Genomic DNA, 12,804 nt, shown 5'->3' with positions numbered 1-12,804 from the left:
TTGAGACCGTTTGAATACGGGGATGAAGAAATTGGATCACGTGAACTCGCTTTTGCGGTATCTTCAACCATTATTGGTACTGGTGCGTTGTCAATGCCAAGGGTCATTGCGACACAAACCTTGTTTTCTGATGGTTGGCTTATTTTATTAGCGGGTGGAATTATATGTGCATTTTTTGCGTGGTTTGTAACAAAAGTTGCCATTTTATTTCCAAAACAAAATTTTATTGAATATACAAGTGCTCATTTAACAAAACCAGTTACTTATGTATTTAGTGTTATTTTGATTTTGACATTTGTTGCGTTGACCGCGTATGAGATCAGAACGATTTCTATTATTTCACAAACTTATTTATTTAGTGATACGCCTATACAATGGCTTTCTTTTTTCTTTTTACTGGTTGTGATTTACGGAGTAAGTGGATCAAGAACTGCATTATTAAGACTGAATGTATTATTTTTGCCGATTGTTCTACTAGCTATATTGTTCTTGTCTTTATTAAATATAAATTTAATGGAGGTAAATAGCTTATTACCGGTATTTCAAACGAAAGTAAGTAAATATGCAGCAGGAATTAAAGATTCTATTTTCACTTTTATTGGATTCGAAGTTGCTCTTTTTTACTCAATGATGTTAAAGGGGAATATAAAAAAAGCTCCTTTGGCTGTAGCTAAAGGAGTAATGGTAACTGTTATGTCGTATATTTTAATTTATGTAACCTGTATTAGTGTTTTTACGTATATGACAACGAGGGGATTAACGTATCCTACAATTGAGTTGGGAAAAGAAATTGAAATCGGAGGGGGATTTTTAGAACGGTTCGACGCAATCTTCTTTACGACTTGGATTATTACGGTTTATAACACAACAGCTATATATTATGACCTAGCTACTCTATTGTTCTGTGCAATGTTTTCTAAATTAAATAAACATATTTTTATTTTTATAAGCGCGCCTATTATTTTTTGGATCAATATGGTTCCAGGAGATGTGAGAAAGTTATCGAATTATGGTACATATTTGGCTTGGATAGATATAGGGTGTGTCCTATTGGTGCCCTTACTAGTTCTAATTGTATATAAAATAAAAAGAAGGGCTGGTAAAAATGAATCGCCTTCTTAAATTCGTATATCTGATTAGTTTGTTATGTTACCTCAGTGCTTGCTCCGAACAACAAGAAATTGAAGAAAGAGGCTTTGTTGTAGGGGCAGCGTACGATCTTGTAAAAGAAAAAAAGTCCAATCCGGTTATGAAGGGAACATACCAAATGGTTTTGCCCCGTACGCTAACACCACAAGGAGCACAAGGGAATGCGGGGAGTAAAAACTATATTAACATTAGTGCGGTAGCAGATGGAGTTTTTGAACAAATTCGTATCGTTGCTAAAAAAATTAGTCGTGCACTATTTTTCCCTCATATACAAGTGCTAATTTTTTCTAACGATTTGTTAGCAAAACCGTATGTGTTAGAAAATACATTGGATGTATATGTTCGTGACCATGAAATGAGACGGAACATTCGTATTTTTGTTTCTGAAAAAAAAGCAGAGGATATATTAAACCAAAGTGCAAAACCTGAGAATTTACCTGCAAAGTATATTGATATGTTAGTTGACCACGCTCCGAAAAATGCACAGATGATAGAAGCGGCTCGGATTGGTGATATTCAGGAGAAAATTACAGCCAAAAGAAGTTTCGTATTGCCTGTTTTAGGGTTGACAAAACAAGGGGTGCAAATGAATGGAGCAGCCTTATTTAGAGGGAAGGATAATAAGCTTGTCGGTAGGTTGAGTGGAGAAAAAACACTAGGATTAAATTATATTATTGGAGAGAAGATGGCAGGTTTTTTTACGATTCGTAAAGGGAATCAATTTGTTACATATGAGATTCATAAAATGCGTCGTAAAATTACTACGTCCGTTACAAATGCTACTAAGCCAAAGTTTGTTATTAATTTATCGTTAGAAGGAACTTTGGCGGAACTGCATTTTAGTGATCATGACCAAATTATGGGAGAGAAGAAACTAAAGCAGTATATTGCGAAAGAGATGGAAAAACGTATTCAAAAAACAATAAAAATTGTACAAAAAGATTATAAGGTAGATGTATTAGGATTGGGAGAAGAATATAAACGTCATGATTATAAAAAGTGGAGCAAAATAAAAAATAATTGGGATCAAGGTGAAAATTATTTTAGTAATTGTGACATCGTAGTTCGGGTGCATCCGACAATTGAGCATTCAGGTTCTTCATTACCAACTCGAGTGGAGTAGAGGTGTTTTATCTTGTTTACCAAATTGAGTATAATATGTACGATATTAATAGCAATTCTCCCATACACAGTATACTTTCTTCATAAGAAAATTATGGAGTATGGTGCACAGCCGTGGCAAAAGAATAAGCAAAAAAGGAAATCTGAATAAATTTCAGATTTCCTTTGATAATCAACGAAGCGTTAATGAAATTCCCTCTATTGATGCCTGTCTCACTTTATCCCGCATTAACGAAAAGTAATCCCCCCACCGCAAAATTCAAATGAAAGCGAGGAAGATAGGTGGTGAATAACTGTCCGTAAAAGCCCGATTGATGCGGGCCTTTACAGACAAGTAGGGATGAAGAAAACTCCCGACTGATAGAAGTTTCACTTTATACAAGCCCTAACCAATGTACCAATTGCGATGTGAGGAATGTAACAACAATGGCGATTACGGTAGGGATTGCAAACGATAGAAATGTCCATTTGGGACTTTTTGTTTCTTTATATATGTTAACCAATGTTGTTCCGCATGGGAAATGAAGTAGTGAGAACAACATTGTATTTAACGCAGTTAACCAAGTCCAGCCATGTTCTAAGAACAAGTTTTTAATTTGGTTTAAATCATCTAGTTCGGTTAAAGCACCAGTTGATAAATAAGACATTAATAAAATTGGAATGACAATTTCATTAGCTGGCAAACCAAGGATGAATGCAGCTAGAATAAATCCGTCAAGACCGAGTGATTTAGCGAATGGATCTAAGAAATTCACAAAATACATAAGTAGGCTTGTGTCACCAACATAAATATTTGCTAATACCCAAGTTAGCATAGCGGCCGGTGCAGCTACGATAACCGCGCGTTTTAAAACATATAATGACTTATCAAGTGTGGAACGTACAATTGTATTCCAAATTTTCGGCTTACGGTATGGTGGTAACTCTAACGTATAGTGAGTTGGGACGCCTTTTAAAGCGGTTTTTGATAATACCCAAGATACAGTTAATGTTACGATAACCCCAATTATAACCATTCCGACTACAACACCTGCCGTAACAAGTGTTTGCATACTGCCGGTATATCCAGCGGCCATGAATAATGATGCCATTAATATTAATGTAGGCCAACGTCCATTACATGGAACGAAGTTATTTGTTAAAATCGCTAACATACGCTCGCGTGGTGATTCGATAATACGTGTTGACATAATGGCAGCAGCGTTACAACCAAACCCCATTGCCATTGTTAATGATTGTTTTCCGTGAGCGCCAGAACGTTTGAATAAACGATCCATGTTAAAAGCAACACGTGGTAAGTATCCGTAATTTTCCAGTAAAGCAAACATAGGGAAGAAAATAGCCATAGGTGGTAACATAACACTAATTACAGCTCCAGTACCACGGAATAAGCCGAGAATTAAGATGCCATGTACCCAAGTCGGTGCATTCATCGCTTGAAACCAAGCGGTTAAATGACCTTCTGCCCACCCGAAAAATTCAGCAATCATATCAGATGGCACGTTAGCTCCTGCAATTGTAAGATAAAAAATAATAGATAAAATTCCGAGCATAATTGGGAATCCGAATATAGGAGAAGTGAAAATTTTATCTAGCCTCTCTGAACGGTATAACTTATCAGTATTCGTGTATTGAACAGCTTCTTTACATATACTTGCGGAAGTTCGATAAATATCACCTACAATATCATCTCGTATATCATCTTTTGTAAGTGTTTGTGCATGTTGAACAATATAATCTAATGGAAGAGCCTTACTGGCTGAGTGAGATTTCATTTATTACGACCTCCCTTATCAGCGGCTCTTTATGATGTTTTTGAAGTGTAGCTAGAAAGTTTTTATCTCCATCTAGTATTCGTAGTGCGACCCAGCGTGCAGGGTATGTATCACCGAATACTTTATAAATTTGAGGTTCTAATTCCTGAATCATATTTTCAATTTGTTCATTATAAGTAATTTGAACAGGTGTAGGAATTAATTTTTTGCTAGCCACTTTAGCGATTACATTTAGCAAATGTCCGATTCCAACGCGGTTTCGAGCCGAAATTTTGACTACAGGTACACCCAGTGATTTTGCTAATTTCTTTTCATCAATGACGATTCCTTTTTTTTCTGCTTCATCGATTAAGTTAATACACACTATAACGTCGTTAGTCATTTCCATCACTTGTAATGCTAAATTTAAATTTCTTTCCATTGCAGTTGCATCTACAACTACTACTGTTACCTCAGGTTTTTCAAAAATAATATAATCCCGTGCAACTTCCTCATCTGCAGAGTTTGAATATAGGGAGTATGTTCCAGGTAAATCAATTACGGTATATACACTTCCGTTATGTTCATATTCACCTTCTGCTTTTAATACAGTTTTGCCAGTCCAGTTTCCGGTATGTTGTTTTAATCCTGTTAACGTATTAAACAATGTGCTCTTTCCGGTATTTGGGTTTCCTGCTAGTGCAATGCGATGGTTTTTCATACTAAATCATCTCCTATTAATCTCCCGAAAATAAGGGAACTTTCTTCACTACGCAGTGCAATGGTCGTATTGCTCACTTGATAAGCGATTGGATCTCCGAGCGGGCTTCTTTGCAATACTTTAATAGTAGCTCCGGGAATAAAGCCTAAATCTAATAAACGACGTTTCATAGTTCCTTCTAATTGTATCTTCTCGATTTGTACAAACTGCCCTGTTTGGAAATTTGAAAGGGGTTTGATATTAGCCGATACCATAAAAGTTACCTCTTCTCTATATTTTTAGTGTTGGTTTAAAAAGTTTGCCGAGGGAAACTTTTTGTTACTAATATAGTAGACTACATGAAATGATGTTGTCAATTGGTACTTTAAAAATATTCAATTATTTTTAGAATTGTTCCAATTTATTGTGTTGTACAGAAAAATATTACTGAAATTATGTGGGATACATGTGGAGTGAACGCTATAAAGTTCAAAAAATAAAGAGATTTGTAAATGTATTTTTAATATAAGTAGTGAAACCAAGAATTTTATTTACAATACATTTACATTATTAAAAGTAAATTTACAATACGGGCAATTTTGTGTGGATTCTTTTGGTTTTTCTTATAAAAAGAGTTGGGATATATGGGTTTTTAGACTTATGACCTCTATTTACTTAAAATTAAAAATCGCTTAACACTAACACAATATTATTGTCCTACAATGAATTTGTGTTCGAAAGAAGTAGATGAATGTGAAAAAGCGATAATCCAAATGGGGGTACAAGACATGGTTATGAAAAAAGGTATTAAATTTTCGTTAGCGGCATTAGTGGTTGCCGGTGCTTTAGTTGGATGCGGCAAATCAGAAAGCACGGATAGCAAAGAAACTGCTAAAGGTAGTAACGATGCAAAACAAGAATTGTCGGGTACAATTGCGGCAGCTGGTTCTACAGCTCTTCAACCGCTTGCTGAAGAAGCGGGTAAAAAATTCATGGAAAAGAATTCGAAAGTTTCTATTCAAGTTCAAGGTGGCGGTAGTGGAACAGGGATTAACCAAGTAGCTTCTGGGGCGGTTCAAATCGGTAACTCTGATGTTCCAGCTGCAGATAAAATAAAAGATCCAGAAAAAGCGAAGGAATTAGTAGACAACAAAGTGGCAGGTATTGCATTTGCACTTGTTGTAAATAAAGATGTGAAGGTTGATAACTTAACTGTGAAACAAGTACAAGATATCTTCTCTGGAAAAGTTACAAACTGGAAAGAGCTAGGCGGTAAAGATGAGAAAATTAACGTGGTAAACCGTCCAGCATCTTCTGGTACACGTGCTACATTTGAAAAAACAGTTATGAAAGATGCGAAGATTAACGATGGAACAGGTACAACACAAGATTCTAACGGTGCGGTAGAACAAGCAATTAATTCTACTCCTGGTTCTATTAGTTATCTTGCAATGTCTTATATGGTAGGCGATAAAAAAGGTGCATTACAAACTGTGAAAATTGATGGTGCAGAGCCAAAAGTTGAAAATATTTCTGCGGGCAAATATCCATTCTGGTCTTATGAGTACATGGTAACAAAAGGGGAAGCGAAAGAAGCTACAAAAGCTTATATCGATTATGTAAAAGGTAAAGACTTCGAAAAACAAGTTGAAGATATGGGTTATATTCCAATGTCTAAACTGAATAAGTAAACATTTAACGGGCTGGCTGCGAGGCCAGCCTTGTTCATTTCAATCTATGAAGTGGGGTTGTGTCCTGTGATGAAGGGGAAAAAACAAATTAATTATGTAAAAAGTGAATATATCGGAAGAACGCTTGTTACGTTTTGCGGTATATTTATTGTTCTTGTTACATTAGCAATTATTGCATTTATTTGCGGGAAAGGAATTCAATCTTTTACACAAAGTGGTATTTCATTTTCTGAGGTATTGACGTCAACAAAATGGAATCCGAATGCTGATCAGGGATCGTTTGGTGCCGTTATCTTTATTGTTGGTTCAATGCTTGTTTCATTAGGTGCGGTCGTTATTAGTGCGCCAATCGCGCTTGCTCTTGCGATATTTATGAACTTAATTTCACCAAAGTTTGGGAATAAGGTATTAAAGCCTGTTTTAGAATTATTAGTTGGAATTCCTTCAGTAGTATATGGTTTATTAGGGGTTACCATTTTAGTTCCGCTTTTACGTGATTCATTCGGTGGTGTTGGTTTTAGTTTAATTGCCGGTATTATTGTGCTCAGTATTATGATTTTACCTACTATTGCTAGTATTGCTTCCGATGCAATACGTTCGGTTCCCTTTGATTATTTGGAAGCCTCTTATGGTTTAGGTTCGACGAAATGGCAAGCGATTAGCCGTGTTATTGTTCCGGCTGCAAAAAAAGGTATTTTAACAGGGGTCGTTCTAGGATTAGCTCGTGCTTTCGGCGAAGCGTTAGCGGTTCAAATGGTAATTGGGAATACTGTTAAATTGCCTGAAGGGATATATAGTCCAACGGCAACGTTGACAGGTATTCTAACAATGGATATGACGAATACGTTAAATGGAACTGCCTGGAATAACGCTTTATGGACATTGGCAATGATATTACTTGTTATTTCATTCCTGTTTATTTTAGTAATACGAGCAATTGGCCAAAGAGGTGAACGATAGCGATGAACGCAAGAAAAGTAAATAATATTTGGACGGGTATTTTATATGCAGTTGCAGCGTTTGTAGTAGCTTTACTTGTTTTCTTAGTATACGAAATTTTGCAAAAGGGTTGGGGTTTTTGGGATCCAAGTTTCTTGTTCGGAGAACCAAGCAATACAAGAGCTGGAGGTGGAATTGGTCCGCAGTTATTCAACTCTTTCTATATGCTTGTTATTACCTTAGTCATTTCAATTCCGCTTGGATTAGGAGCAGGGATTTATCTTGCGGAATATGCGAAACAAGGACGCTTTTTAGGATTTGTTCGTTTATGTATTGAAACGATGGCATCACTACCTTCTATTGTTGTTGGGTTATTTGGTTTATTAGTGTTTGTTACAATGACTGGTTGGGGCTATACGGTAATGGGAGGAGCACTTGCTTTAACGATTTTAAATTTACCGGGTCTAACGCGTGTTTGTGAAAGTGCGATTACGGAAGTTCCGTCTAATGTAAAAGAAGCGAGTCTTGGGCTTGGTGCAACAAAATGGCAAACGATTGTGCGAATTATTATCCCCACAGCATTGCCGCAAATTATTACGGGGATTATTTTAGCTGCGGGTCGTATATTTGGTGAGGCGGCGGCGTTAATTTATACAGCGGGATTAACATCACCGATTTTAAATTCTGCTGCCGATTTTTCAAGTCCTGCACACCCGTTGAATCCATTTCGACCAGCTGAAACATTAGCAGTTCATATTTGGAAATTGAACTCTGAAGGGATTATTCCAGATGCGAAGTTAATTGCGACAAAATCAGCAGCAGTCTTAATTATTATGGTATTACTCTTTAATATTATTGCCCGTTTTACTGCATCTGTACTTCATAAACGTTTTACGGGAGCTAAGAAATCTCGTAAAACAACGAAAGCCAAAGCGGCTTAAACGCTTGTACCCTAAATGGATAAGAAGCTCTCTGTTTATAAAAAAACAGGGAGCTTTTTTGTGTGAAGTGAATCCGGTAATCTCGGTTATAGCAGGAGTATGAAGATAAAATATTGTATATATACCTGTGTATGTAAATGCTGAATGGAGATGGAGAGGAAGTTTTTTATGTTTTTTCTACAAATGTCAGGCTTACCGGGTTCGGGAAAATCAACACTTTCTAGACGTATAGCGAAAAATACAGGTGCAATTGTGATTGATCATGATATTGTGAAAACGGCCTTACTAGAGTCGTTGGAAACTCGTCAAATTGAAACAACGGCCGCTGGTGGAATTTCGTATGAAATCGAATGGGCGCTAATAGATTTTCATTTATCCATGGGGCATAGTGTAATATTGGATAGCCCGTGTCTCTATATAGAAATGGTGGAAAAGGGGACGATCTTGTCTAGGGAACATCGTGTGAAATACAAATATATTGAATGCTATCTTAATAATATAGAAGAAATTAATAATAGGCTAAAGACACGAGAACGAATGATAAGTCAAATTGAGAAAGTGGAATCTGAAGAAGTGTTTAAAGAAGGGTTAGATGGTAGTAAACGACCATCTGATTTTACATATCTTATTGTAGATTCTGGGAAGCCTTTAGCGGATTATATTGATGAAGTGATGACGTATATGAATGAGTAGTCGTGAAATTATAATTGTATATTATAGTAGAAAAAACGTTATCTTCAAAACAGAAGATAACGTTTTTTGGTGTTAAGCTTTTGGTGTATCTATAGAAGAGACTACTTTTCTGCGTGAGCGTCGTTTTTTACCGAATTTATCTAACAGTTCATACATAACAGGGACGACAACTAGTGTGAGCACAGTTGAAACTGCTAAACCACCGATTACAACAACCGCTAAACTTTTAGATACCATACTGCCGGCTTGTGATTGGCTGAATAATAATGGTAACATCGCTACTATTGTTGTAATGGCTGTCATAATAATTGGTCGTAGCCTTGTAGAGCCTGCTTCTAGTAAAGCTTCCCGTGTCGTCATGCCGTGTTCTCTATTTTGTTGAACACGTTCTATTAATACAATGGCATTGGTGACTACGATACCAATTAACATTAATGCACCGATTAGTGCATTTAAATCGACTGGTGTTTTTGAAATGATTAATCCTAAAATACCGCCAACAGCAGCTAGTGGTAAAGAGAATAAAATCGCAAATGGGGCGCGTGCTTGCCCGAAAGTAATAACCATAATTAAATAAACAATCCCGATGGCGATACCCATGATTTTGAATAAATTTGTAAAGTCTTCTTGCATTGATTCAGTTGCACCAGCAATTTTAACTTTCGCACCGTTTGGTAGGTCTAATTCTGAAATAGCTTTGTTCACTTCAGTGTTTACTTTACTTAAATCTTCATTTGTTGCTTCGGCAGTTATTTGAATGGTTTCTTTTCCATCTTTATGGAAAATCTCTGTTTGTAATCGTTTTTCTGAAATGGTTGCAATATCTTTTAAAGGAATTGATCCTGCTATAGGTGATAAGATGTTTGTGTTAAGAATATCCTCCTTGTTACTTATCTTTTCTTGTTTATGTTCCAGCATAATGGTTGTTTTCTCATCATCAATTGTCAGTTGCCCAATTGGTGATTTTTTCATAAGGAATGTAACTTGTTGTCCGGCTGTTTCTGGTGTCAATCCAACTTGTTCCGCTTTCTTTTGATCAATATCGATTTGCCATTCTTTTTTTGACTCTTCTCGATTTGTTTTTACTTTAGAAAGATTGTCTATACTTTTTAGTTTTGTTTCAACGACATCAGCAGCTTTTTTTAAATTTGTCTCATTGTTTGCTGTCACGTTAAATTGCAAGCTGTTTCCTCCGCCGGAATTAGAATAGCTTGCCTTTGTATAATCGAATTCGGCTGGTTTAAAGTCTGCATGCTCTTTTTTTAGTTTTTTGATATATTGATCGATATCTGTTCCTTTTTTGAAGACTACAGCAATAGATGCAAGGTTATTTTTAGTTGTAAATCCAAACTGTGCATCTTCAGCACTGGAACCCATTCGTAAAATAACATCTTTTACATCGCTGTTAGAAAGTAATTTTTTTTCAAAATCAAAGGCTGTTTGCTTTCTAGATTCAAAATCGTAATTTGCTGGGAATGTCATCTGAATTGAAAGCATCGTATCGTCTTCTGATTTGATATTTGCTTTTGGAAGTAATATATAAGCAGCAATTGATCCGGCAAATAATAAGAAAGAAGAAAATAAAATAATAAATTTATGTGAAAGGGCCCACTTTAAAGTAGCTGTATACTTTCTTGAAGGTTTCGGTGTACGCTGCCTTGTTTTTCTCAGTAATAAAAATGCCATAAGTGGAACAACGGTTAAGGCCACCACTAGTGAAGAAAGTATAGAGTATACAACGGCCAATACCATAGGTAACATTAGCTTGCCGATTGTACCTGATACAAGACCGATAGGTAAAAAGACAGCGACTGTTGTTAAAGTAGAAGAGGTAATCGCAACAGCTACCTCTTTTGTGGCGTCTAGAATGATGTCTTTTGAAAAATGTTCTTTTTGTAAGCGCCGGAAGATATTTTCAATGACAACAATACTATCGTCAACAAGTCGACCAACCGCTACTGCTAAGCCTCCGAGAGTTAAAATGTTTAATGTAACATTAGATTGATCAAGTAAAAATAGTGTTAGTAAAATGGATAACGGAATACTAACGACAGCGATAAGGGTTGTTCGAACGCTGCGTAAAAAGATTAAAATAATAAATGTCGCAGCAATTGCTCCTAAAATGACTTCTTTCCCCATGCTCATAACTGCATTTTCAACTTGTTCGTGAGTAGAGGATATTAATTTAATTGTATAAGTATCTTTATATTCTTTGCTTATAGTTTTTATTTTTTTATCAATTTCTTTTCCGATTGCAACTGCATTTTTGCTAGGTTCTTTCATAATAACTAATCCAGTTCCCTCTTCGCCATTCACATGTGAAACGGTATCAAAATGTTGTTTTATTTTTACTTGAGCTATATCTTGTAATTTGATTTGAGGGGTAAGTGACATGTTTTTTATTTCATCTACATTTTTGACATTTCCAATGACGCGTAGGCTGTGGTCTTCGTTATTGACAGTAACTTGACCAACTGGAGTGGAAGTTTCTTTTCCTTGTAAGGCGGCTAATACTTGCTGTGGTGTTACGTTTTTATTTTTCATTTCATTTGGGTCTAAGAGGATAGATAACTCGGATGTTGATTTACCGTAATACATGACGTTAGCAACGCCGTCGATATTTTCAAGTTGCGGGATGATTTCTTCTTCAATTTGTTTTTCGTCTGCTTTTGTAAAACCATTCTGTTTTTGAACGGTAATTTGTGCAAGTGGAATCATAGAGGTATTAAGTTGACTAACGACGGGTTTTGTAATTTCTTTTGGGAAATTTACGTTGCTGGTAATTTTTTCGACCTCGCGTGTAGCATCCTTCATATTAGCTTTAGATGTATAAGCGATATCGATACGAGATAAACCTTCATAAGTAGAAGAAGTTATTGTATCGACGTGTTCCAAATTTCGAAACTTTTTTTCGAGCGGTTCGGTTACTTCTTTTGTCAATGTTTCAGCATCTAGCCCTTGAGACATTGTAGTGACAGTTATTGCGGGATTATCGACGCTGGGTAGAAACTCCATCGGTAATTTGGAGCCGGAATAAATGCCGAGCACAGAAATGAGAAAAACCATGATGATGATAGCGGCTCGATTTTTTAATGAGAATTTTGTTAACCTATCCATAAAAATGATTCCTCCGTTTAAGTTGTTTTTTAGCCTACTTCGTTACTATATAACAAAACCTGGATATCTTTCATTAATTGAATGTAAAAAAATTCTAAATTTATTCTTAAGTAGCGAGTGAATAGGGTTTTGTAAGGAAGAGCTAGAGAGTTGGCTGGGTATTTTAGCCTTTTAAAATTCTGTTGAAGTCAGGAGGAAGAAAATCCATTTAAATATGAAATAAAGAGGCGAAATTATTAAGTGGAAAACTTTTTTAGTTTTTTCAAAAAAACACTTGTGATTTAAAAATAAGGATGGTATATTAATAAACGTCGCTGATGCGGAACACGCAGAAAGTGAAAAAAAGAAATTAAAAAACTTAGTTGACATCGAAAAATGAAGATGCTAACATAAGGAAGTCGCCGATCGGCGATGGACAAGTTCTTTGAAAACTGAACGAAACAAACAACGTGAAACGTCAATTTTTATTTTAGATGCTAGACAAACTAACTTTATTGGAGAGTTTGATCCTGGCTCAGGATGAACGCTGGCGGCGTGCCTAATACATGCAAGTCGAGCGAATGAATTAAGAGCTTGCTCTTATGAAGTTAGCGGCGGACGGGTGAGTAACACGTGGGTAACCTGCCCATAAGACTGGGATAACTCCGGGAAACCGGGGCTAATACCGGATAACATTTTGCACCGCATGGTGCGAAATT

The 12,804-nt window shown here is 36.2% G+C and carries 10 protein-coding genes and 1 rRNA gene; 7 read left to right on the top strand and 4 right to left on the bottom strand.

What is annotated here, in order from left to right; genetic code table 11:
* Entirely contained in the window at positions 1-1,122 is a 1,122-nt protein-coding gene (locus C564_RS0112310) for an endospore germination permease (RefSeq protein ID WP_018765530.1), read from the top strand.
* Positions 1,106-2,272 (top strand): Ger(x)C family spore germination protein, encoded by a 1,167-nt coding sequence (locus C564_RS0112305; protein WP_018765529.1) that lies wholly within the window; start codon positions 1,106-1,108, stop codon positions 2,270-2,272. The genes C564_RS0112310 and C564_RS0112305 overlap by 17 nt, the downstream gene beginning before the upstream one ends.
* Positions 2,273-2,645: 373 nt before the next feature.
* On the opposite strand, the gene C564_RS0112300 is transcribed toward C564_RS0112305, so the two are convergent.
* The 3 genes from C564_RS0112300 to C564_RS0112290 are packed head-to-tail and all read right to left on the bottom strand — an operon-like array spanning position 2,646 to position 5,000.
* Positions 2,646-4,046 (bottom strand): nucleoside recognition domain-containing protein, encoded by a 1,401-nt coding sequence (locus C564_RS0112300; RefSeq protein ID WP_018765528.1) that lies wholly within the window; start codon positions 4,044-4,046, stop codon positions 2,646-2,648.
* Positions 4,024-4,746 (bottom strand): FeoB small GTPase domain-containing protein, encoded by a 723-nt coding sequence (locus C564_RS0112295; RefSeq protein ID WP_018765527.1) that lies wholly within the window; start codon positions 4,744-4,746, stop codon positions 4,024-4,026. The genes C564_RS0112300 and C564_RS0112295 overlap by 23 nt, the downstream gene beginning before the upstream one ends.
* Positions 4,743-5,000: a FeoA family protein gene (locus C564_RS0112290; RefSeq protein ID WP_003195253.1), complete on the bottom strand. Its 258-nt coding sequence runs from the start codon at positions 4,998-5,000 to the stop codon at positions 4,743-4,745. The genes C564_RS0112295 and C564_RS0112290 overlap by 4 nt, the downstream gene beginning before the upstream one ends.
* 513 nt (positions 5,001-5,513) lie before the next feature.
* Between C564_RS0112290 and C564_RS0112285 the strand changes: the two genes are divergently transcribed.
* The 4 genes from C564_RS0112285 to C564_RS0112270 all read left to right on the top strand — a co-directional run bounded on the left by C564_RS0112285 (position 5,514) and on the right by C564_RS0112270 (position 8,989).
* A complete protein-coding gene (locus C564_RS0112285) occupies positions 5,514-6,416 on the top strand; it encodes a phosphate ABC transporter substrate-binding protein PstS family protein (RefSeq protein WP_018765526.1) in 903 nt (300 codons plus the stop codon).
* 69 nt (positions 6,417-6,485) lie between these two features.
* On the top strand, positions 6,486-7,376 hold the full coding sequence (gene pstC, locus C564_RS0112280) for a phosphate ABC transporter permease subunit PstC (RefSeq protein ID WP_026008547.1): 891 nt from the start codon (positions 6,486-6,488) through the stop codon (positions 7,374-7,376).
* Between the two features lie 2 nt (positions 7,377-7,378).
* Positions 7,379-8,296 carry a phosphate ABC transporter permease PstA gene (pstA, locus tag C564_RS0112275; protein WP_003195248.1) on the top strand — a complete coding sequence of 306 codons (918 nt, stop codon included), beginning with the start codon at positions 7,379-7,381 and terminating at the stop codon, positions 8,294-8,296.
* 168 nt (positions 8,297-8,464) lie between these two features.
* A complete protein-coding gene (locus C564_RS0112270) occupies positions 8,465-8,989 on the top strand; it encodes an AAA family ATPase (protein ID WP_018765525.1) in 525 nt (174 codons plus the stop codon).
* Positions 8,990-9,061: 72 nt separating this feature from the next.
* Here the strand turns inward: C564_RS0112270 and C564_RS0112265 are convergent, their stop codons facing one another.
* Entirely contained in the window at positions 9,062-12,106 is a 3,045-nt protein-coding gene (locus tag C564_RS0112265) for an efflux RND transporter permease subunit (RefSeq protein ID WP_018765524.1), read from the bottom strand.
* A gap of 491 nt (positions 12,107-12,597) precedes the next feature.
* Here C564_RS0112265 and C564_RS0112260 point away from each other — a divergent pair.
* Positions 12,598-12,804: ribosomal RNA gene (locus C564_RS0112260) — 16S ribosomal RNA — on the top strand; the annotation flags it as partial.

It is taken from the genome of Bacillus sp. 105MF (assembly GCF_000374885.1).
Lineage (GTDB): Bacteria > Bacillota > Bacilli > Bacillales > Bacillaceae_G > Bacillus_A > Bacillus_A pseudomycoides.
This window is presented reverse-complemented; position numbering and strand designations above follow the sequence as displayed.